The following is a 21,157-nucleotide window of genomic DNA, read 5'->3' on the forward strand; positions in this document are numbered from 1 at the left end:
TCAGGGGTGCCTGGTGGTGGTCGATGATGATGCGGGTGACGGCCCGAACGCACCGGAGTTCCCCGTCGGTGCCTTCATGGCCCTCGGGCTCACCGCCCCCCAACCTCGGTGGGATACCAAGGGATCGGCATTCACACAGGTCAAAGCATCAGGGATGCTGGTTGCCAGGCGTTGGAGCGTTGTTGGCCGCTGTCAAGGCTTTGCCGGGGCCCTCGTGCGCGGGGTAGCGGGCGGGCAGGCTAGTTTGGCTCGGATGAGTCTCCTTGATGATGTGGCCGAGCGCGACGGCTGGCGATGCTGGGTCTGTGACGAAGCGGTCGACCCCGACGAGTCGGTGAACGACCCGCGAGGGCCCAGCGTCGACAGCCGGACCGCCGACCGGAAGGCCAAGGTCGCCGAGCGGCTCGCGCACCGCGGATGCAACACCCGCAAGGGCGCGGTCAAGGTGGTCATCGCCTGGCCGGAGCACCTGTACGTGGTCGAGCCCGCGCCGTTGATCACCGTTGCCGGAAGGCTGGAGCGCAAGGGGGGCCGCGAGATGGTGGGCCGTTGTCCGACCAGGCGGGACGCCCACGAGGCGGCGGATTGGCTGGTGGACCGGTTCTCCCGCCTCGTACCGGGACTGCCGGTGTCCGCCGCCATCGAGCCGGGCGGCGGTCAGTTCCTCGTCACCCTGGCCACCGGCCGCCGCTGACCAGGACTCACCAGCGCACGCTCGTGCCGGGCTGAACCGTTGTCCCACTCGATACCTGATTGCCCACGTCGCAATACTGCGCCTGGTGCGAGGAAGCGTGGCCGACCACGGCGACAGTCGCCCAGCACACCGAACGGCTGAAGCTCCCGGTCGCCTTCCGTCCCGGCTTCGTCTCCCCCACGCTCGCCGACCAGGTGGCCGCCACCTTCCAGCGGCGGGCCGGAGGCCTGCTCCTGCTCGACATGGTCACCGTAGGCGAGCCCACGAACAGGCGCGCCTACGGCGACTTCCTCGACAACGGGGTCCGCTGCCGGGAGGTCGCGAAGCCGGCACCGGGGCGAACGTCCGGCACAGGTAGCCGAGAGGATCACCCGGATCCGAGAGCTCGCCGCGAGAAGTACGCGGCGCTGGGGATCGACGAGTTCACCTGTGGACCTTCAGTACGACGATGCTGGTGGGGGCGGTGAGGCACATCAGCACACCGCAGCCGACGAGGACGGTCGGCGCACTGCTCCGGTCGAGGAGGAGGCCTCCGAGCGCGGCTCCGAGGGGGGACGCTGTCAGGAGTACGGCGCTGCGCGCAGCAAGGACCGTGGTGAGCGAGTCGGCGGGTGCGCGTTCCTGGATCAGGGTGAAGGAGAGCGCGGAGTACGGGCCGTAGACGAGTCCGGCGAAAGCGAACCCGATCAGGGAAGGGAGGGCGGTGTCCGTGAGGGCGAAGGGGAGCATGCCGATGCCGTGGCCCGCGATGATGCCGAGCATGGTCGGCCACAGGGGAAGCCGTCCGGCCGCACCCAGCGCGAGAGCGCCGATGACGGCTCCGATTCCGAAGGCGGCCCAGTAGGCACCGAGCAGCCCCGCGCCGGCGCCGAGGTTGCCGGAGACGAACAAGGGCAGGGCGACTTCGACGGGGCCGAAGGCCAGGTTGAACACCCAGGTCACGAGGAGCAGGCCCAGGAGCTCCGGCTGGCGGCGCAGAATTCTCAGCCCGCGCTGTGCCCCGCCGGTCACCGGGGGTACTGGTGACCGGGGCAGGGTGGTGCGGGCGGTCTGGAGTGCGAGCACGGCGAAGGTGACGGCGTCCATGCCGATGATCCACGCCGGGGACACCGCTCCCACGAGAAGGCCCGCGAGAGCGGGACCGGCGATGGTTGCGCTCCACAGACTGGTGCTGAGCACGCTGTTGGCCGCCAGGCGCTGGTCGTCAGGGAGCAGAGGCGCGAAGAGTGCGTGCTTGCCGGCCTTCCCCCAGGCGTGAAGCAGCGAGGACGCGCCCAGAAGCCCGACATACACGGCGGGGGTGAGCAGCCCCGCCATGTGTGCGAGCGGAACAGCCCCCAGCAGTAAGGCCCGTAGCGCCGAGTCGGTGACCAGGAGCCGCCGCGCGGGAAGCCGGCGCATCCATCTGCCCAGGACCAGTGCGCCCAGTGCGCCGGGCAGGACGTAAGAGGCGACAGCGACACCGGCCAGCGTGCCTTGGCCACCGTCGGGCCCCAGTGCGAACGCCAGCCACACAACCGCGACGACGGTCATGCCGTCGCCCAGGTCGGACAACGCGAAGACCGGCAGCAGCCTGCGAAAGGTGCGGTCGGCGAACAGTGAGCGGTAGGGGCCGGGGGTCGGCCGTCCCGGTGTTGCTGAGAGCATGCAGGTCACAGTCGTCCTTCAAGCTCGCTTGAAGTCAAGGCCGGACCGAGGGTCAGGGAAGGGGCGGACATGCGGTATCTGCCCATCGGTGAGCTCGCGGACAGAGCTCGTGTGCGACCTTCGGCGCTGCGCTACTGGGAGGAGCGCGGTCTGCTGCCCGGCGCGCATCGCGAAGGGGGACGCCGCGTATGGCCCGTGGCCGCCGTCCGCCGGGTCGCCCTGATCAAGATGGCGCAGCGGGCAGGGTTCACCCTCGCCGAGATCACGCGGCTGCTGGCCGATGACACCACTCCGTCCGCCACCCGCCAGTGGCGGGAGATGGCTGCGCGCAAGCTGCCCGAACTCGATCGGCACATCGCGCAGGCTCAGGTCCTGCGGAAGGCGGTTGCGGACTGTCTGGAGTGCGGCTGCATGAAATTTGATCAGTGCGCACTGCTCAATCCCACGGACGCGGCGCCGTGACGCAGAAACCCGCCGCCATGCAACTGCCTGGCCCTGTCGATGAGAAGGGGCGACGCGCGCCCACATTCCGTAACGGTCGGCCGGAAGCCGATCCCATCCTGGGACCTGATCAACGACGGGACCGTGGAGCCGATCCCGGCGACCCCCGCCTCGCCGGGTCACCTTCGCCGGCACACGCGTCCGGCTCGATCGATGACCGGCGAGACGTCCCCCAGGGGCGACCGGATACAGTGCCGCCTTGGCAGTCCGGTTACTTCAGGAGGGAAGCGTGACCGACATCAGCGAAGCCCGATCCGCGGACGGTGCGGCGCCTGCACCCCAGCAGAGCCCACTGCGCCGACTGATGCGCTACATCCCCTTGATCGCGCCCGTCCTGCTGTGGGCGGTGCCTTGCTGGGTGCTGCTGCACACCGGCCAGCACTGGCCGCTCCCCGTGGCGCTGGGCGGTACCGCACTGTTCGTCGTCGGTCTGATCGGTATGCCGCTCGCGATGGTGCGCGGCCACGGCCGGCGGCAGCAGGACTGGGCGGCCATCATCGGGGACACCCTCCTCGGGGCCAGCTGGGTACTGTTCACCTGGTCCGTCCTGCTCGGCACCCTGCTGCGCCTCGCCCTGACCGTGACCGGCGTGGGCGACGGGCAGAACCGGGCCCGGATCGTCACCTGGGCGGTCCTCGGCGTAGCCGCCGTACTGCTCGCCTGGGGGTACGCGGAGGCCCGCCGGGTACCCCGGGTTCGCCGACTCGACGTTCACCTCCCGCGTCTGGGGGCCGGGTTGGACGGCACGCGCGTCGCCCTCATCACCGACACCCACTACGGGCCGCTCGACCGCGCCCGTTGGTCGGCACGGGTCTGCGAGTCGGTCAACACGCTCGAAGCCGACCTGGTCTGCCACACCGGAGACATCGCGGACGGCACGGCCGAGCGCCGCCGTGCCCAGGCCGCCCCGCTCAGCACCGTGCGAGCCACCCGGGCCCGGGTCTACGTCACCGGAAACCACGAGTACTACAGCGAGGCCCAGGGCTGGGTCGACCTGATGGACGAGCTGGGCTGGGAGCCGCTGCGCAACCGGCATCTGCTGCTCGAACGCGGCGGCGACACCCTGGTGGTCGCCGGCGTGGATGACGTCACCGCCGAGTCCTCCGGCCTGGCCGGTCACCGCGCCCACCTCGCCGGGGCCCTGGACGGCGCCGACCCCGACCTGCCCGTCCTGCTCCTGGCCCACCAGCCCAAGTTCATCGACCGAGCCGCAGCAGGCGGCATCGACCTCCAGCTCTCCGGCCACACCCACGGCGGCCAGATCTGGCCCTTCCACCATCTCGTCCGCATCGACCAGCCCGCCCTCGCCGGCCTCAGCCGCCACGGCGCCCGCACCCTCCTCTACACCAGCCGCGGCACCGGCTTCTGGGGCCCGCCGTTCCGCATCTTCGCCCCCAGCGAGATCACCCTGCTCGTACTCCGCTCCCCGCAGCGGCCCCCCACGCCGTAACACGGAGCGGGCCGGCAATCCCGCACGCCCCGGTTCACCGAAGTCGACGTCCGCCTTGCCCTCCCCTGCGCGGACATCGCCAGTCGGTCGTGTCCACCCGTGAACCTGACGTAACCGTTGACGCTCCTCACAGCAGCCGCCTAAGGTCTCGTGAAACGTTTCATCCCCGCGCCTCGCGTCCTACGGCACGGGGAGCGGCGCCCTGCCCACCACGGCCCCTGCCCGGCACCAGCAGCAGCCTGCGAAAGGCTCTCCCCCATGTTCCTACGCGGCACCCGCGCCACACACCGGAGAGCGCCGGCACCCTTGTGTGCCGCCGTGCTCCTGACGGTGGCACTGCTCACCGGCAGCGCCCATCCCGCTCTCGCTGCCGGTGGGCTCCACCTGCAAGGCGTCACCGTCGACGGTCGCACCGATCCGTCGGCCGTCGAGGCCGAACACCCGCTGCTGGGCTGGAAGCTGACCAGCGGGGAGCGCAACGCGACACAGTCCGCCTACCAGGTCCTGGTGGCGAGCGACCCGGCTGATCTGGCACGCGGGCACGGCAGTGCGTGGGACAGCGGCAAGCGTCGTTCGAGCGAGTCGGTCGCCGTGGAGTACGGCGGCAAACCGCTTGCCCCGGGTGCGCGTTACTACTGGACGGTCCGCGTCTGGGACGGGCACGGCAGGCCGTCCGCGTGGAGCGCGCCCGCGCACTGGAACACGGCGCTGCGCACGGCCGACGACTGGCACGGCGCGCAGTGGATCACTCCGTCCGAGGACAAGGCGGAAGCCCCGCTGCTGCGCAAGGACTTCCGCGTCGCGGACAAGAGGGTCACCAGTGCGCGCGCCTACGTGGCGGGGCTCGGCTTCCACGAACTGCGGCTGAACGGAGCGAAGGTGGGGGATCATGTTCTCGCACCGGCCAACACCCCTTATGACCGGCGCGTGTTGTACGACACCTACGACGTGACCCGGCAGCTGCGGAGCGGCACCAACTCCGTGGGGCTGTGGCTCGGGAACGGGTACGGCGCGAACTTCAGCCCGTACGGATTTCGCTGGACCGGCAAGCGGCAGGCGGTCATGCTGCTCGACGTCACGTACGCCGACGGCAGCCACCGCCGTCTGACGACCGATCCGACCTGGAAGTGGTCCACCGGTCCGATCACCGCCGACGACCTCTACGACGGCGAGTCCTACGATGCCCGCGAGGAACAGCGGGGCTGGGACCGGCCCGGCTTCGACGACGGTGCGTGGCAGCCCGTCAGCGGCGCGGACGCCCCCAAGGGGGAACTGCGCGCGCGCACCATGCCAGCGGTCGAGGTGGCGGACACTCTGGATCCGCTCAAGGTGACCGAGCCCCGGCCGGGCACCTATGTCTACGATTTCGGGCAGAACATCGCCGGCTGGGCCCGGCTGCGGGCCGAGGGCGCCGCGGGCACCCGTATCTCGCTGCGGACCGCGGAGGAACTCGGGGCCGACGGTCTGCTCGACACGGCGACGAACCGGAACGCCGCCGCCACGGACACCTTCACGCTCGCCGGCACGGGCGAGCCGGAGACGTACGAGCCGCGCTTCACCTACCACGGCTTCCGGTATCTGGAGGTCACCGGCTCCCCCGGGCGTCCGGCGAAGGGTGCCGTGCAGGCGCGTGTCGTGCACGCCGACGTGCCGTCGACCGGCAGCTTCAGTTCCTCCAGCGACATGCTCAACAGCATCTGGCGCAACAACCGCTGGAGCATCATCAACAACTCCATGAGCACCCCCACGGACACCCCGGTCCGGGACGAGCGCACCCCACCGGCCATGGACGTCCAGGCCTACGGGGACGCGGCCGTGCGTGAGTTCGGGATGGGGAGCTTCTACGCGAAGTACCTGCAGGACATGCCGCCGGGCACGGCCCTGCCCTCCGACGACGTCAAGGCGCAGTACCCGGACATGGCCGGCGGCCAGGTGATCCTGGCGTGGACGGTGTACGAGCAGTACGGCGACCGGGACGCGCTGGAGACGGCGTACCCGGACATGAAGCGGTTCGTCGACCGCAACGCCGCGGACGAACCCGGGCTCATCTGGCCGCAGGACAAGGGGTTCGGTGACTGGTGCCCGCCCGACCACGGACCCGAGGCGAACAACGGGATGGGCAGTCCTGATGCGGGCGACTGCACCAGCGAGGTGTCCCTGGTCAACACCGCCTTGTCCTATCGGCAGGCCGAGGTGACCGGGCAGGCCGCGGACGCGCTGGGGCACTCCGAGGACGCTCGCCACTTCGAGGAGCTGGCCGCTCGCATCAAGGACGCGTTCAACGCGCACTTCCTCAACGAGGCCGGCGATACCTACGGCAGCGGCCGCCAGGTGACCAGCATCCTGCCGCTCGCCTTCGGGATGGTGCCCGAGGCGCGCGAGAAAGCCGTCGGCGACCAGTTGGTGCGGACGATCACCGAGAAGAACGACAGTCATCTGGACACCGGCATCTTCGGCACCCGCCACCTGGTGGACGCCCTGGACCGCATCGGTCGCACCGACCTCGCGCTGACCATGCTCCAGCAGCCCGACTACCCGGGCTTCGGCTTCCAGCTCGCCCACGGCGCCACGGCCAGCTGGGAGCAGTGGCTCTACAACTCCGCCATGGAGACGCACGACCACGCGATGTTCGCGGGCGTCAACACCTCGCTGTACACCGTTCTCGCGGGCATCAAGCCCGCAAAGGCAGGCTACGGCGAGATCACCGTGGCGCCCACGACGCCCGCCTCTCTCGACCGCGTCTCCGCCGCGCTGGAGACCGTGCGCGGGCGCGTCGCCGGCACGTGGGAACGGTCCGGGGGTTCGCTGCGGCTGACCGTCACGATTCCGGCCAACAGCCATGCGAGGGTGCACGTCCCGGTGACCGCGCGGCACGACCGGGTCGAGGCGCCGCGGGGAGCCGAGCGTACCCGGGGCACGGACCGGGCCGCTGTCTACCGGGTCGGCTCGGGCGTGTGGACGTTCACCGTGCGCTGACCGCCACCTCAGGCAGAGACCGGTTCTTCACCACTCGTCCTCGCCCCTCGACCACCACCGTGTGGTGCTGCGCAACCTCGGTCTGACCAGGCTTTCGCTCAAAGGGCCAGAGTGAGCCCGGTACCGAAATGGATCGGGTGCGTCGGGGTCGTTCGCCTGACGTCGTCTGCGGCTGCGACCGCGGCCGGCTTCATCCCAGGTCACCCGCGCGGTCAAGCACGAGCTGAAGGGGGTGCAGTGCGGCAGTCCGGCGTGCGACGAATGGCTGGGTCGATAGCGTGATCGGTATGCCGGAGGGGATCGCCTGGTTGGGCGCGTACAGCTACACGAACGCGGGAGGCGTGCCCGGGATGCGAGGTCATGTCTCCCTGACAGCGGCCCGCGGTACCGGGACCGAAGAGTTCCTGATGGCTCTCGGTGCGGACCTTGCGCAACTGGAGGACGGGGCGCCGTACAAGGATTGGCGAACGCTGACCGCCAACGGGGGCGCCCTGGACGACGCCAATCGCGCGATGTACGGCACGCACGGAGAGTGGGGGCCTCGCCCCATGGTGAACAAGCTCAGTCGCCGAGGATCCGCTCCCACAGCAGCCCGTCCCGCCAGCTCCCGTCGAGAAGGATCGAGGAGTGCGCGACGCCGTACGGGGTGAACCCGTTGCGGCGCAGGACCCGCTGCGACGGGAGGTTCTCCAGGTTGGTGGACGCCTCGGCGCGGTGCAATCCGAGTTCGTCCGTCATCACCCGGAGCGCGAGCCCGACGGCGTGCCCGGCGTGCCCCTGATTCTGGGCGAGGCCGGTGATCCAGTATCCGACGGAGCCGCGTCGCAGGTGCGGCTGCGGCAGGATGCCTCCGACGGTGATCTGCCCGATGACCTGGTCGTCGGCGAGCACCACGCCCGGCCAGACCGTGCCGGCCCGGTATCCGGCCAGCAGGCCGTCGATCCGCTCCGCCTGGCCCTCCGGGGTGAAGAAGTCGGCCGACTGGGCCGGTTCCCAGGGCCGGAACGCCTCGAAGTCCCGCACCCGATGCGCGGCTATCGGGGCTGCGTCGCTGAGCTCGATCAGGCGGATCCTGGTGGTGCTGCTGCGCATGGGCTGATCCTCGTCGCGGTGCGCCGGATGAAGCGGCCAGCCTATGCGAGGGCGTCGGGGCCGCCCGCGCCCACGGAAGCAGGACGGGGGCACTCCCACCCCACTTGCGCACCGTCTTCACGCTCACCCCCGACTCCCGGGCGGTGGCCCCATTCGTGAGCCCGTCCGCAGCCGCGAGCACGCTTTGGCCCGCAAAACGCTCGCTCCTCGGACTTCGCCGATGCGGCCCTCCGCACCAACCGCTCGCGGACGTCCGTCGCCAGCACCGCTGAGACCGCCGCCGCCCGCCGTACAGCCTCCACGGCCAACGATCATCAGGGGTCGGCGCCACCGGCAGGATGGACTGTGCCAAAGATCCCCCGGGATCGATGCAACTTCGCATGCGCCGTGGTGTGAGCCATCCCGCCCACGAGGGATGGCCGCAGGTGAGCTGCCATCACGGCACAGGCCGGTCCGGCCGTCCTGGTCCCCCGGCTCCCGGCCGCCCCGGGGTCAAGCCTCGGAGTTCGGAAGCCGCCAGTCGAAGGGCATCAGATCCTGCTCCCAGGCGGGCGATCCGATCAATGCGTCAGCGGCCTCGGGCGCGCGCAGAAGACAGCGATGGCGCAACAGCTCGCGCCGTTCACCTGATGTCAGGAGCCTTTCCTCGGGGCTGAGATTCTCCGGGTGGTCGGGCGGCAGGTCGGCACTGCCGTCGATAGGGCGGTCCCCCGACACGTTGAGACGATCGCCGGCCGGGGTCCGGTAGTCGAGGCGGAAGTCGGTACGCCACTGGGAGTTGCTGCCCCAGCCCTGGGACAGGTCTACCGTCGGCCGGTGGCGGCGCCGGAAAGCCCAGTACAGCGGTGAGCGGTCCGCGACGCCGCGCTGGGCGTGCTTGATGCCGGCGCGGATCCGCACGCCGGCCCGGCTGAACTGCAACTGGCCCAGCATCAGGCCAGGCCAGAGGATCTCGGTGATCTCGATCGGCGCGTGCGGGTCATCGGCCTGTTCGACCTCGACAATTTCGTGGAGGAACGGGTCGAACGCATCGCCGTCCTCGAACGGTGTCATGCCGAGCGAGGTGAACACGTCGCGGTACTGCCTCTCCGAGGGGAAGGGCCGCGGGACCGGGGAGCCGGGCTCGTCGGAGGAAGGCCGGAAAGTGAACAGCAGCCGGTCGCTGACCCGGTGCAGAGCGTAGAGCTCCCACACGAGTTCCTGCCCGATGGGCTCCGCGCCCTTCCCGGTCCACCACAAGCCGTCCTCGGCCGCCGCGGCCAGCCAGGCGCGGTAGCCGCCCTGGGCCCGATCGAGCCACGGCACGACGATCTCCTCGTACGGCTCCATCCCCGCGTACTGCCCCAGGGCCTCGTACAGTTCCCGCGCATCCACCCCGTAGGACATGCCAGGAGCCTACGAGAGGCACGGACAGCTTCTGAGCAGAGGGCCCAAAGGAGCCGGGCGACCGGTGCGCTGTGGAGACCGATGGTCTTACGAACGCACTCCACTCAAGGCGACCTGGTCAACAGCGCAGGGCCTGGCGACCGATACGGATCACCCGCCCGCAGACCCTGCGGAGACACGCGGCGAGCTTGCGAATCAACCAGCGGGCGAAGGGCCGGGCGAGGCCAACACCATCAACGCGCGCCGGTACCGCACCGAGCTGGTGCCGCGCCGCCGCACGATCTGCCGCAGCCGCGGCCCCTCCTGGTCGGTCGGTCAGTCGGCCGCCCGCCGACCTGCACGACCCCACGGATCAGACAGAAGGTTTCTTGCGTCGTATCCGCAAATAATTTCGCAATACGCACGCACTATTGCTCAGATGTAACCTCGTCGTTACGATCCCCGCAACGGATCCCCGGCCCGCCCCGAACCCAACCAGCCCTGCGGAAGCCGGAGTTGACCTACTCGGAGGAGCGTCCAGATGGGTGTCACACGCCGGACATTTATGCAAGCGGTGATCGCGGTCACCGCCGTGGGCGCGGCAGGGGGCACGCAGACCGCCCTCGCCGGGGCAGCGGTGGCCGCAGGCAGTCCGCCGGGCGATGTGGTGGGAAAGGTCACCGTCGGCTATCAGGGCTGGTTCGCCTGTACCGGTGACGGGGCCCCGATCAATGGCTGGTGGCACTGGACCCAGGACTGGAGCCGGCCGCCGTCCCCGTCGAACACCGGCACCAAGTGCTGGCCCGACATGCGGGAGTACACGCACAGCTACCCCACCGCCTACGGCAACCTCGGCAACGGGCAGCCCGCGACGCTCTTCTCGTCCCACGACCAGCAGACCGTCGACACCCACTTCCAGTGGATGCGTCAGTACGGGATCGACACCGCCGCGTTGCAGCGCTTCAATCCGACCGGCGGCGAGGGACCGACCCGCGACGCGATGGCCGTCAAGGTGCGCTCCGCCGCCGAGTCGCACAGCGTGAAGTTCTATGTGATGTACGACGTCAGTGGCTGGACCAACATGCAGTCGGAGATCAAGGCCGACTGGACGAACAAGATGAAGGCGCACACGGCCTCACCGCAGTACGCCACCCAGAACGGACAGCCCGTGGTGTGCGTCTGGGGCTTCGGCTTCAACGACGCCAACCACCCGTTCTCAGCCGAAGCCTGCCTGGATGTCATCAACTGGTTCAAGGCGCAGGGCTGTTATGTGATCGGTGGAGTGCCACGCGAATGGCGCACGGGCGGCGCGGGAACGCGCACCGGGTACACGGACGTCTACCACGCCTTCCACATGATCTCCCCGTGGATGGTCGGCGCGATCGGCAACGCGGGCGACTCCGACAACGCCTACTCCACCTACACGGTCGGCGACGAGGCGGACTGCGTCGCGCACAACATCGACTACCAGCCGTGCGTGCTGCCCGGCGACATATCCGGCCGCCAGCGAGCGCACGGCGACTTCATGTGGCGGCAGTTCTACAACATGTGCCGCGCCGGGGTGCAGGGCATCTACATATCGATGTTCGACGAGTACAACGAGGGCAACCAGATCGCCAAGACAGCCGAGTCCCAGGCCTCGGTCCCCGTGGGGTCGGGTTTCCTGGCGCTGGACGAGGACGGAACCGTCTGCTCGTCCGACTACTACCTGAGACTGACCGGCGACGGCGGCCGGATGCTCAAGGGCGAGATCGGCCTCACCTCGGTCCGCCCCACCCCGCCGACGGCCTCGGGCGGAGCCGACACGACCCCGCCGACCTCGCCGACGAACCTGCGCGTCACCGACCGCTCCAGCAACTCGGTGACGCTGACCTGGAATGCGGCGACGGACAACGTCGGCGTCACCGGCTACCGGGTGCTGCGGGTGGACGGCCCGGCCGGCACCCAGGTGGGCACCGTCACCGGCACCTCGTTCGCCGTCACCGGTCTCGCGCCGTCCACCGGATACACCTTCCAGGTGGTCGCGCTCGACGCGGCCGGCGGCGTCTCACTGCCGTCGAACCAGGTCACCGTCACGACCGGCACGGCTGGGAACGGCACTGACCTGGCCCTGCGCCGGCCGACCACGGAGAGCGGCCACACCCAGGGTTACGGCTCCGGCAACGCGGTGGACGACGACGCGAACAGCTACTGGGAGTCGGCGAACGGCGCCTTCCCGCAGTGGATCCAGGTCGATCTGGGCTCAGCGACCGCCGTCCGGCGGATCGTGCTCACACTGCCACCGTCCAGCGCCTGGGGCGCCCGCACCCAGACGCTCTCGGTGCAGGGCGGCACCGCCGGCGGCAGCCTGGGCCAGGTGCTCGCCGCGTCGGACCACAGGTTCGACCCGGCGAGCGGCAACACCACCACTCTTACCCTGCCGACGGGTTCCGCCATCCGGTACGTACGACTGACCTTCACGGCCAACACCGGGTGGCCGGCCGCCCAGATCTCCGGGTTCAAGGTCTACGCGGACTGAGCCGGCGGCAGCGGGGCCGGAGCGCGGGTGCCGTCCGCGCCCCGGGCCTCTGCCACTCGGCCCGCTGCGTCTCAGCCTCCTGTGGCCAGTTCGCGCCGACCCGCGGCGGTCGTGGCCGTGCCGGAAGCGGACGCCGCCCCCGGCCCCGCGGTCCCGGGCGTTCTCAACCGGCTTCTGGTGCGTGACGGGAGAAGTCGTACGCGACGAAGTCGTTCAGCGGGACGTATCCGATGCGCTGGTAGAGGGCGTTGCTGGTCGGGTTGGCCGGGTCCGCGAACAGTACGACGTCGGTCGCGCCTCCGGCCAGCGCGGCCCTGCTCACCTCGGCTGTCAAGGCGCCCGCATAGCCTCGGCCCCGGAATCGGGCCGGGGTGTAGACCGGGTCCACCCGGACCATGCCGGCGATCATCGAGGTCACGGCCGCCATGGAGACGGGGGTACCGTCCGGGGTCTCCCAGAACGCGAAGTGCCGGTCGGCGAAGCGCGATCCGGCCCAGGTGCGGGCGTCCACGGCGGGAACCTCCCCGACGTCGGCGGCGAACTCACGGCAGAAACGGATGAGTTGCACGCGGGCCTCCTCTCCCACGACGCGGCCCCGGCCCGCCGGGCGCGGCTCCGGTGGGATGAGCGTGCCGAGACGGTGGAGGCGGGCCCGCCAGCTGGGCACCGGCGCTGCGCCGGTGTGCCGTTGCCATGTCCCGGCGAACGCGGTGGCGGTGTCCTGGTCCGCGAGGACACCGGTGAGGAGGTGCCCGAGGCCGGCCAGGTGAGCGGCGAGGGTGTCGGCCTGCTCAGAGGAGAGGGGGGTGAGGGTCAGGCGGTGGGACGGAGGTCGGTAGAAGACGGCGCGAACCTCGCCCGCTGCTTCCAGCACGCCGAAGACGGTGGCTTCGGCGCCGTGTCCGTCGCCCCCGCGTGTCCGCAGTCTCTCGATCACTGTCAGCGGGGTGTTGTGCAGGGCGGGGCGCGAACGCAGGAAGTCCCCGGCTCGGGTGAGTAAATCGTCGAGGTCTTCGGTGAGGTGCCAGCCATCCGGGCGCATGCTTCAGGATCCCTGAGTACCTGAGAACCAGGCTTGGGGGGGGGACCTCTTCCTGCCCACGGGTCATGAGCCGCGCGCGCCCGGCCGGACCAGTGCCTTCCGTCACGAGCCGTGGGAACCACGTCGCGTCCGCCCACCGGGTTCGGCGCGTCCCGGCCCGGTTCAGCTCGCGAGGGCATTGTCAGACCCTCGTCGTACGGTCACACCATGAGCGTCTCCCTGTACTACAGCGCACGCCGTGCGGCGCCTTTGACCGAGGTCGAATCGTCCGCGATCGAAGGCGTCGTCGCCGCGCACTCGTCGTCGTTCCCGTACGCCGACGAGGAAGGCCTGTATCTGTACGAACTGCCCGACGACGGATCGGCGGAACGCGTCGACGGGTCCACCAAGATGCCGTCCGACTTCGACCGGCTGATGCCGGTGGTCACCCATGTCCTGCATTCCGTCACGGAGTTGCGCAGGGTGCTGCCGGATGCCGAGTGGTCGGTGCACATGGACGACATCGACATACCGTGGGACGAGGCCGAAGGGTACGACCTGTCCCGGCTGAGCGACGAGGCCGAGAACCAGTGAGGACGGGCCGGTCGATGTCGTGGGGGCGGCGGTCCGCTGTGTTGTCTCAGCGCCGGCCACGGCGGCAACCTCGATCGCCCCGGTGCGCAAAGGCTGCGATCGCCTGACGACAGGTACGGGAGTGCGCAGTGAGACATTTCGAGGGCTTCGATGCCGCCGGGTTCTGGGACGACTCGGTGTACGCGTTGGAGGAGTACGTGGAGGAGGTCCCGCCCTCGCGTGAGCTGATCGCGTCGTTGGAGGAGGAGCTCGGCGGACACCGTCTGCCGAGCTCGTACATCGCGCTGATGAGCACGCACAATGGCGGTACTCCGGCCCGGTCCTGTTTCCCGGTGCCCGCTTCGGTCTCCTGGGCGGACGACCACATCGAGATCACCGGTATCCGGGACGTCGGACGGATCCGGCCGCAATCACTGGGCGGTGAGTTCGGCAGCCGGTTCTGGATCGAGATGTGGGAGTACCCCGACATCGGCGTCTACTTCGCCGACACGCCCTCGGCAGGGCACGACATGCTCGCCCTCGACTACCGCGCGTGCGGCAGGCGGGGCGAGCCGGCCGTCGTACACGTCGACCAGGAGGACGCCTTCTCGATCACCTTGGTCGCGGAGAACTTCGAGGCGTTCATCACGGCCGCATCGTCGAGACCTCCCATGGTTTTCGCCTGACGGACGCAGCCGTCGCCGTGCTGCTCTGCGAACTCGCCACCGTCGCAGGAGACGGCGATTAGGCACGCTCGCCGACGCGACGGCGCACCCCTGGACGCTGTGCCGCGCCGGCGACCCGGCACAGCGTCCAGGGTGCCGAGGCATGTGTGTGTTCAGTCCGGCACGCGGGCGGAGGCGGGCCGGAGCAGGGTGAGCTCGGCCGCTCCTGCGTAGGGGAGGCCGTTCGCCGCAGAGGTAGCGGTGAGCCGCACATGGCGTGCGGGGGTCCGGGAGAAGATGATCTCCTTCTCCGTCTGGTCGTCCCCGAAGGAGCCCCGGGCGACCGTGCGCCAGGTGGCGCCGTCGGTGCTGACGGCGAAGGTCCAGGCGCCGATGCGGCCGTTGGCTGCGGCGTCCTGTCTGGGCAGGTAGCGGAACCCGGCGAGCTGCCGGTCGGCACCCAGGTCGAGGGTGACGTGGTGCGGCATCGGCGCCGAGGCCGGGCTGTAGGCGGTGTGCCAGGTCGTGTACGGGTTGTCGTCGATGATGTTGCCGGCGCGCCCGTCCTCCGCGGCAGTCTCCTCGCTGTCGGTGGTGGCTGTCAGGCCGGCCTTGGGCAGTGCCGTGAGGTAGCCGGTGCTGCTGCCGGGCGGGCCGCCGACGGCGTCCGCGCGGCCCAGGAACGTCCACGCGGAGGCGGCCCGTGGCGAACCCCAGGTGCGTGCGGCCATCACCTGCAAGGGCCTGTGCGCGAAGTGGTCGAAGAACGCGGTGCTCTGCGCCTCGGCGCTGTCGGACCAACGCGCGATCTTGTAGCCGAGGACGCGGCCGCCTCCCGCAGCCGGTGTCGGGAACGCGTAGTTCTCGTAGGTGTCACGGATGTCGACGTAGCCGTAGTCGCCGAGCTTCTGCCCGAAGCCGGGGCTCACGTACAGCACGGGTTCGGGTGCGGCGACCACCGTGTAGCCCTGGGCGACCAGCGGCGCCGGGTCCCGGTCGATGTAGTCGTCGAGGACGATCGTTCTGTCGGGTGCGATCGAGGACTGCTGCCCGTACTGGTTCCACCACGCCCATGCCTCGGTGATCTTGCCGTGTGAACGGACCTGCTCGTTAAGAGAGTTGAGGAAGTCGACGAAGACGTCTCCGGTGTAGTCGAATCCGCGGGCGTCCTGGTAGGAGACAAGCTCCGGACAGGCGTTCTTCTTGTCGTCCAGGCCGATTTCGTCGCCGCCGACATGGACGTAGTCACTGTCGAACAAGGGCATGACGTCCTCCAGCAGGCCGTGCACGAAATCACGGGTGTGCTGCTTCGTGATGTCCAGGGTCCAGCCCCCGCGTTCACCGCCGGGCCAGGTCGCACGGTCCATCGAGGTACAGGCGAAGCGCAGCGTCGGGTCATAGGTGGTGAGGGGGGTGGAGTGGCCGGGGAGGTCGATCTCAGGAACGACGTCGACATGGTACGTACGGGCGTAGTCCTGCAGTTCCCGCAGCTCGGCGGGGCTGTAGGAGTCGGCGGACGCGAGGCCGGGGAATTGGGGAAGCTGGATGCGGAAGCCGGACCAGTCGGTGAGGTGCAGATGAAATGTGGTGAGTTTCTGCCAGGCCATCTCGCGGATCTGCGTCTTCAGATAGCTGAGGGGGAAGTACTTGCGGCCCACGTCGAGCATCTGGGCCCGCTGCTCGATGTCCGGCCAGTCGCGGGCGGTGCCGCGCGGTACGGAGACGTGGCGACCGTCGAGCTTGATGGCCTGCTCGATGGTTTGCGTGGCGTAGAACACGCCGGTGTCTCCGGCGGCCTCCGCGGTCAGGATGTCACCAATGTCCAATGCGTAGCCCTGCGGGCCGAGTTGCGTATCGGCGCTGCGGCCGCGCAACGCTATGTCGTCCGCCCTGGGAGTGGCGGTCACGACCGGGAGGGTACGTCCGGTGATGGCGGACAGGTCGGTGGCGAAGGTATGTGCGGTGGAGCTGAGTTCAGCGGATTCGGCTGCTTCGAGGACGATGCGCGAACGGTGGCTCAGGTGGAACATGCCACGCCCGCCGTGCCATTCACGGATGCCGGGCTGAACGGCCGGGGCGGGATTGGCGGAGGCGGCAGCGGGGGCGGCAACAGCAACGGAGGCACTGGTGCCAAGAGGGGCTGTGCCGACGATGAGCAGGGCGATCGGCAGGACATGCCGGATGAAGCGTCTCATGAGCGTTCCCGTCCCCAGGCTCGACGACTCTCTGACATCTGATGTCAGACGATAAGAGCGGGTGCGGCGGCAGTCCAGAGTTCATGCACGCACGCGACGGAAAAGGCGAGCTTGCGAACAACTTCGAGCAGAGCGGCCGGTTAGTGAGATTGCGCGACTGCCGAGCGGCGCACCGGCTGGCGAGTAGGTGGCAATTTTGCAGGTTCTGCATTTTTGCCTACTATGCAAGTTGTGCCCACCCAGAAGCCATCCGCATCGGGGCCGCCGGAGCGTAGGAGGCCATCCTCGCCGGGGCTTCGGGAACGCAAGAAGCAGGCGACCCGCAACGCCCTAGCGGAAGCAGCCGTACGTCTGGCCGCCGAACACGGCGTGGAGAACGTCACGGTCGAGGCCATCAGCGAGGCCGCCGGCGTCTCGCCCCGGACGTTCTTCAACTACTTCCCCAGCCACGACGACGCGTTCGTGCTGATCGACGAGGGGGTGGGCGAGCGGATCAGGGCGTCCGTACGCCGCGCCCCGGCCGACCGTCCGCCACTCGACGTGGTCCGCGCGGCCCTCGCCGACGAGCTCGACGGATTCGAGCAGCGCCAGGAGTTCTGGGCGCTGCAGGCCAGGGTGCTCCAGCGTTCCCCCCACCTCATCCAACGCGGCCTCCAGGCCCAAGTCGCAGACCAGCGGGCACTGGCCGCCGCGATTGCCGACTGGCTGAAGTCCGGGACCGCTGCCACGGGGACGGGCCGGGGAGGATGCCGCGACCGTGCGGCGCATCCGGGCTCCGCAGCAGTGCACGGCGGCGACAGCCTCTTCCCCCAACTGCTCGCCGCGGTCGCCCAGACCGCCGTGCGGGTCGCCGTCGAGCACTGGTGCGACCACCCCGGAGAGGTGCGACTCGCCGACACGTTCCAGGAGGTCTTCGCCCAACTGGCCCAAGGCCTGCCACGACCACCCGGATAGTCCCGCGGTTCGAATGCTCGAGGGTTCGGCGGTTCGCCGGTTCATCGGCTCGGCGGCTCATCGTTGCGCCGGTCAGCCGTTCACCGCTCCCCCGCCCGTCCGGCCCCGTTGCCCGCCCCCGCTCCTCACCACCAACCTCTGTTCTGTCCCAGCACCGAAGAAGGACACCGTGACCGCAGTAGAGGCGCCCGATCAGGCGCCGTCCTCCATGTCCAACCGGCAGATACTCCAAGCGATGTCCGGCCTGATGGCAGGCATGTTCGTCGCCATCCTCGCGGGTACCGTCGTCGCCAACGCCCTGCCGCGCATCATCGCCGACCTCGGCGCGAGCCAGTCCGCGTACACCTGGGTCGTGACGTCCGAACTCCTCGCGATGACGGCCACCGTGCCGCTCTGGGGCAAGCTCGCGGACCTCTTCAACCAGAAGCTGCTGCTCCAGCTCTCGCTCAGCCTGTTCGTCGTCGGGTCCCTGGTGGCCGGCTTCTCGCAGGACGTCAACACCCTGATCGTCAGCCGGGTCATCCAGGGCGTCGGCGCCGGTGGCCTCACCGCGCTCGCCCAGATCGTGATGGCCGCCATCATCCCGCCGCGCAGGCTCGGCAAGTACGCGGGCATCTTCGGCGCCGTCTTCGCCGTCGGCACGGTCGCCGGACCGCTGATCGGTGGTGTCCTCGTGGACACCTCGTGGCTCGGCTGGCGCTGGTGCTTCTTCGTCGGCGTGCCGTTCGCGCTGGCCGGGATCATGCTGCTCCAGCGCACCCTGAAGCTGCCGACCGTACGCCGCAAGGTCAGGATCGACTGGCTGGGTGCCTTCCTGATCGTCGCGGGCGTCTGCGCGCTGCTGATCTGGACCTCGCTCGCCGGCAACAACTTCGACTGGGCCTCCTGGCAGACCGCCGCACTGGTGGTCACCGGTGTGGTGCTGCTGACCGCGGCGGTGTTCGTCGAGTCGCGGGCCGCGGAGCCGATCATCCCGCTGGACATCTTCCGCAACCGCACCGTCACGCTCACCACCCTGGGCAGCTTCTTCGTCGGTATCGCGATGTTCGCCGGAACCGTCTTCCTCTCGCAGTACTTCCAGATCTCCCTGGGCAAGTCCCCGACCGTGGCGGGCTTCATGAGCCTTCCGCTGATCGGCGGTCTGCTGGTGTCCTCGACCGTCGCCGGGCAGATCATCTCCGCGACCGGCAAGTGGAAGCGGTACCTCGTCGCGGGTGCCGTGATCATGACGGCCGGGCTCGGCATGCTGTCGACCATCGACGCCGACACGCACTTCGGGCTGCTCAGCCTCTACATGGCGTTCATGGGCATCGGCGTCGGCATGCTGATGCAGAATCTGGTTCTCGCCGCCCAGAACGACGTGCCCGCGCACGAACTGGGCGCGGCCACCTCCGTCCTGTCCTTCTTCCGCAGTCTCGGCGGCACCATCGGAACCAGCGTGCTCGGCGCGGTGCTCGCCAACCGGGTCGCCAGCGAGATGACCAAGGGACTCGCGGAGAACGGCCTCCCGGCACCCGCCGGCGGTCACGGCAGCGCCGTGCCCGACATGACCAAGCTTCCCGAGCCGATGAAGAACATCGTCGAGCACGCCTACGGAGTCGCCACCGGCGACCTCTTCCTGATCGCCACACCGTTCGCCTTCCTCGGTCTCCTGGCGGTCCTCTTCCTCAAGGAGAAGCCCCTGAAGACGACCAGCGGCATGGAGCGCCTCGCCGCGGAAGGCGCCCCCTCCGATGTCCCGGCACCCCGCGACGAGGCGGGCGACGCCCCCGAGACCACCGCGACCGGTGGCCCGGTCGGCGCCGGGAAGGACTGACCCGCACCCAGCACCTCGTACGTGAGAGCCCGCACCGCCCGTCCGGGCCGTGCGGGCTCCCGCGTGCCGGAGGGGCCGGGAGAACGGTCGCCCGTGGATGAACGACGTCGCGGCCCGTGTCAGGATGCTCGGCATGTCTGGTCGCGCGCTGAGCTTCGGAGTGGTGGCGGAAGCATACGAACGGTTCCGGCCGGGGTATCCCGTGGAGCTCTTCGACGTGGTGACGGGGTACGCAGGCCGGCCGGTGCGGACCGCACTGGAGATCGGCGCCGGGACGGGCAAGGCGACCCGCCTGCTGGCTCGACGAGGGGTCGCGGTCACCGCGACCGAACCGGACCTGGCCATGCTCGCCGAGCTGCGCAAGCACGTGCCGGCGGGTGTCAGGACGGAACGGGCCGCGTTCGAGGACCTGCGGCCGGGCGAGCGGTACGGGCTGCTCTACGCGGCGGCCGCGCTGCATTGGACGAAGCCGGAGGGCCGGTGGTCACGCATGGCCGAGCTGCTGGAGCCGGGTGGCGTGTTCGCCTCGTTCGGCGGGCCGGTCCAGCCGGCTGACCCGGCGGTGCAGGAGGCTGTCCGCGCGGCACGGGCACCGTTCCTGGAGAGCGACGATGTTCCGTCCCCGGACGGGACGCCTCCGGAGAACGACATGCAGTGGCCGGGTACCGAACTCCAACGGTCCGAGTGGTTCACCGGGGTTCAGCAGTCCGTGATCGAACGGCGCTTGACGATGAGTGCTCGCGACTACGTCGGCCATCTCTCGACCATCTCGGCCTATCTCGTGCTGCCGCCCCCGGCGCGGAAGCAGGTATTCGGCAAGATCATGCAGGTTCTGCCCCGGACGGTCGAGATTTCCGCCGACGTCATCGTCCATCTCGCCCGTCGGCGCTACGAGCCGTAATACCTCGACGGTCCGCTGTACGTCAGTCCGGTACGTCCGTGGGTTCGGGTCGGGCACGTCGATGCCGGTTGCCCGTCATGGCCGAGGGCGTCGGCCGGACCTCATCGGCTATGACCGGCGCCCGCCGAACTGCCAGTTGTGCACCTCGACGTCCGCGTACCGTTCCGGGGTCAGAATGGCGCGTGCCGTCTCGGGGTCCGTCGACCGGGCTAGCACCGCGGTCCCCAGCCAGGTGGCACCGTCGTCGGACAAGAGGGGCCCGTAGGCGATCAGCTCGTCCCGGTCGGAAGGCACCGCGAGGTCGACGGCCTCCCCCGCACCGAGGCCGAGCACCAGGTAACGGTTTCCCTCGGTGGATCCGCCGGGGAAGTCCCACATGGTGTGCCCCAGCAGATTGCGCCACCGTCGCAGCAGTACGTCCCGGTAGGCGCCGGCCTGGTAGTTCGGCTCGTCGAAGGCGAAGGCGCGGGCGGCGGCCGGATCGGGCAGGTCGAGTATGTGCACGCTGCCGGTGGGCGTGTCGCCGTCGTCGGCGAGGGTCGGACCCCGGGCGATCATCTCCTTCGCGTACCGGTCCATGTACGACCAGTGCTCTTCCAGCAGCTCCTCGCGGAGCGTCAGGGAGCCGGGCCGGTCGCGGTGGTAGCAGAGAAACTCCATGCTCAAGAGTCCCTCAAACGAGGTATCCGGGTCCAGCGGATTTCACAACGCCGGCCGCCCTCACCTCCCGCTCCGCCGGACCCCGCGAGGTGCGCCGGCTACCGGCCATGCGTACGCCCGTGGAGCCCG

At 69.7% G+C, this 21,157-nt stretch carries 16 protein-coding genes and 1 pseudogene; 11 read left to right on the forward strand and 6 right to left on the reverse strand.

All coding sequences use genetic code 11. The features are described from left to right. Positions 1 to 253: 253 nt before the first annotated feature. Together ACIO3R_RS10410 and ACIO3R_RS10415 are read left to right on the forward strand one after the other, a co-directional pair. The gene (locus ACIO3R_RS10410) at positions 254 to 694 is read left to right on the forward strand and encodes a hypothetical protein (protein ID WP_402105024.1); all 441 of its coding nucleotides are present in this window, start codon (positions 254 to 256) and stop codon (positions 692 to 694) included. Positions 695 to 774: 80 nt separating this feature from the next. After that, positions 775 to 1,020 (forward strand): annotated as a pseudogene (locus tag ACIO3R_RS10415) (LLM class flavin-dependent oxidoreductase); the annotation flags it as partial. 97 nt (positions 1,021 to 1,117) lie between these two features. Here ACIO3R_RS10415 and ACIO3R_RS10420 read toward each other — a convergent pair. Next, positions 1,118 to 2,341 (reverse strand): MFS transporter, encoded by a 1,224-nt coding sequence (locus tag ACIO3R_RS10420; RefSeq protein ID WP_402105025.1) that lies wholly within the window; start codon positions 2,339 to 2,341, stop codon positions 1,118 to 1,120. A gap of 69 nt (positions 2,342 to 2,410) precedes the next feature. Between ACIO3R_RS10420 and ACIO3R_RS10425 the strand changes: the two genes are divergently transcribed. From ACIO3R_RS10425 to ACIO3R_RS10435, 3 genes are all read left to right on the forward strand, one after another. Further along, on the forward strand, positions 2,411 to 2,803 hold the full coding sequence (locus ACIO3R_RS10425) for a MerR family transcriptional regulator (protein ID WP_385025733.1): 393 nt from the start codon (positions 2,411 to 2,413) through the stop codon (positions 2,801 to 2,803). Between the two features lie 268 nt (positions 2,804 to 3,071). After that, the gene (locus ACIO3R_RS10430; RefSeq protein ID WP_402105027.1) at positions 3,072 to 4,292 is read left to right on the forward strand and encodes a metallophosphoesterase; all 1,221 of its coding nucleotides are present in this window, start codon (positions 3,072 to 3,074) and stop codon (positions 4,290 to 4,292) included. 318 nt (positions 4,293 to 4,610) lie between these two features. Beyond that, positions 4,611 to 7,268: a family 78 glycoside hydrolase catalytic domain gene (locus ACIO3R_RS10435; protein WP_402105028.1), complete on the forward strand. Its 2,658-nt coding sequence runs from the start codon at positions 4,611 to 4,613 to the stop codon at positions 7,266 to 7,268. A 561-nt stretch (positions 7,269 to 7,829) separates the two neighbouring features. Here ACIO3R_RS10435 and ACIO3R_RS10440 read toward each other — a convergent pair. Then, complete coding sequence (locus ACIO3R_RS10440) at positions 7,830 to 8,360, reverse strand: GNAT family N-acetyltransferase (RefSeq protein WP_385025724.1); 531 nt, start codon at positions 8,358 to 8,360, stop codon at positions 7,830 to 7,832. Between the two features lie 492 nt (positions 8,361 to 8,852). After that, the gene (locus ACIO3R_RS10445) at positions 8,853 to 9,746 is read right to left on the reverse strand and encodes a hypothetical protein (RefSeq protein ID WP_402105030.1); all 894 of its coding nucleotides are present in this window, start codon (positions 9,744 to 9,746) and stop codon (positions 8,853 to 8,855) included. 520 nt (positions 9,747 to 10,266) lie between these two features. On the opposite strand from ACIO3R_RS10445, the gene ACIO3R_RS10450 reads away from it, so the two are divergent. Continuing rightward, a complete protein-coding gene (locus ACIO3R_RS10450) occupies positions 10,267 to 12,243 on the forward strand; it encodes a discoidin domain-containing protein (protein WP_402105032.1) in 1,977 nt (658 codons plus the stop codon). Positions 12,244 to 12,406: 163 nt separating this feature from the next. Here the strand turns inward: ACIO3R_RS10450 and ACIO3R_RS10455 are convergent, their stop codons facing one another. Further along, complete coding sequence (locus ACIO3R_RS10455; RefSeq protein WP_402105034.1) at positions 12,407 to 13,285, reverse strand: GNAT family N-acetyltransferase; 879 nt, start codon at positions 13,283 to 13,285, stop codon at positions 12,407 to 12,409. Positions 13,286 to 13,492: 207 nt separating this feature from the next. Between ACIO3R_RS10455 and ACIO3R_RS10460 the strand changes: the two genes are divergently transcribed. Next, complete coding sequence (locus tag ACIO3R_RS10460) at positions 13,493 to 13,858, forward strand: hypothetical protein (RefSeq protein ID WP_402105036.1); 366 nt, start codon at positions 13,493 to 13,495, stop codon at positions 13,856 to 13,858. A 128-nt stretch (positions 13,859 to 13,986) separates the two neighbouring features. Then, entirely contained in the window at positions 13,987 to 14,523 is a 537-nt protein-coding gene (locus ACIO3R_RS10465) for an SMI1/KNR4 family protein (RefSeq protein ID WP_402105037.1), read from the forward strand. A 152-nt stretch (positions 14,524 to 14,675) separates the two neighbouring features. Here the strand turns inward: ACIO3R_RS10465 and ACIO3R_RS10470 are convergent, their stop codons facing one another. Further along, positions 14,676 to 16,697, reverse strand: coding sequence for a family 20 glycosylhydrolase (locus ACIO3R_RS10470; protein WP_402105038.1), 2,022 nt, complete (start codon positions 16,695 to 16,697; stop codon positions 14,676 to 14,678). 222 nt (positions 16,698 to 16,919) lie between these two features. Between ACIO3R_RS10470 and ACIO3R_RS10475 the strand changes: the two genes are divergently transcribed. From ACIO3R_RS10475 to ACIO3R_RS10485, 3 genes are all read left to right on the forward strand, one after another. Further along, positions 16,920 to 17,651: a TetR family transcriptional regulator gene (locus tag ACIO3R_RS10475; protein WP_402105040.1), complete on the forward strand. Its 732-nt coding sequence runs from the start codon at positions 16,920 to 16,922 to the stop codon at positions 17,649 to 17,651. Between the two features lie 208 nt (positions 17,652 to 17,859). Then, complete coding sequence (locus ACIO3R_RS10480; protein ID WP_385025905.1) at positions 17,860 to 19,467, forward strand: MDR family MFS transporter; 1,608 nt, start codon at positions 17,860 to 17,862, stop codon at positions 19,465 to 19,467. Between the two features lie 133 nt (positions 19,468 to 19,600). After that, entirely contained in the window at positions 19,601 to 20,368 is a 768-nt protein-coding gene (locus tag ACIO3R_RS10485; protein ID WP_402105042.1) for a class I SAM-dependent methyltransferase, read from the forward strand. 108 nt (positions 20,369 to 20,476) lie between these two features. Here ACIO3R_RS10485 and ACIO3R_RS10490 read toward each other — a convergent pair whose 3' ends face one another. Then, on the reverse strand, positions 20,477 to 21,028 hold the full coding sequence (locus tag ACIO3R_RS10490) for a YciI family protein (protein ID WP_402105044.1): 552 nt from the start codon (positions 21,026 to 21,028) through the stop codon (positions 20,477 to 20,479). Between the last annotated feature and the right edge of the window lie 129 nt (positions 21,029 to 21,157).

Source organism: Streptomyces sp. NPDC087428 (assembly GCF_044744085.1).
Taxonomy (GTDB): domain Bacteria; phylum Actinomycetota; class Actinomycetes; order Streptomycetales; family Streptomycetaceae; genus Streptomyces.

Excerpts from the sequence above, each read along its gene's own strand:
- ACIO3R_RS10480 (WP_385025905.1), top strand. The coding sequence starts at position 17,860 with ATGTCCAACCGGCAGATACTCCAAGCGATGTCCGGCCTGATGGCAGGC.
- ACIO3R_RS10470 (WP_402105038.1), bottom strand. The coding sequence starts at position 16,697 with ATGAGACGCTTCATCCGGCATGTCCTGCCGATCGCCCTGCTCATCGTC.
- ACIO3R_RS10475 (WP_402105040.1), top strand. The coding sequence starts at position 16,920 with ATGCAAGTTGTGCCCACCCAGAAGCCATCCGCATCGGGGCCGCCGGAG.
- ACIO3R_RS10440 (WP_385025724.1), bottom strand. The coding sequence starts at position 8,360 with ATGCGCAGCAGCACCACCAGGATCCGCCTGATCGAGCTCAGCGACGCA.
- ACIO3R_RS10490 (WP_402105044.1), bottom strand. The coding sequence starts at position 21,028 with ATGGAGTTTCTCTGCTACCACCGCGACCGGCCCGGCTCCCTGACGCTC.
- ACIO3R_RS10450 (WP_402105032.1), top strand. The coding sequence starts at position 10,267 with ATGGGTGTCACACGCCGGACATTTATGCAAGCGGTGATCGCGGTCACC.
- ACIO3R_RS10410 (WP_402105024.1), top strand. The coding sequence starts at position 254 with ATGAGTCTCCTTGATGATGTGGCCGAGCGCGACGGCTGGCGATGCTGG.
- ACIO3R_RS10420 (WP_402105025.1), bottom strand. The coding sequence starts at position 2,341 with ATGCTCTCAGCAACACCGGGACGGCCGACCCCCGGCCCCTACCGCTCA.
- ACIO3R_RS10445 (WP_402105030.1), bottom strand. The coding sequence starts at position 9,746 with ATGTCCTACGGGGTGGATGCGCGGGAACTGTACGAGGCCCTGGGGCAG.
- ACIO3R_RS10425 (WP_385025733.1), top strand. The coding sequence starts at position 2,411 with ATGCGGTATCTGCCCATCGGTGAGCTCGCGGACAGAGCTCGTGTGCGA.
- ACIO3R_RS10455 (WP_402105034.1), bottom strand. The coding sequence starts at position 13,285 with ATGCGCCCGGATGGCTGGCACCTCACCGAAGACCTCGACGATTTACTC.
- ACIO3R_RS10485 (WP_402105042.1), top strand. The coding sequence starts at position 19,601 with ATGTCTGGTCGCGCGCTGAGCTTCGGAGTGGTGGCGGAAGCATACGAA.
- ACIO3R_RS10460 (WP_402105036.1), top strand. The coding sequence starts at position 13,493 with ATGAGCGTCTCCCTGTACTACAGCGCACGCCGTGCGGCGCCTTTGACC.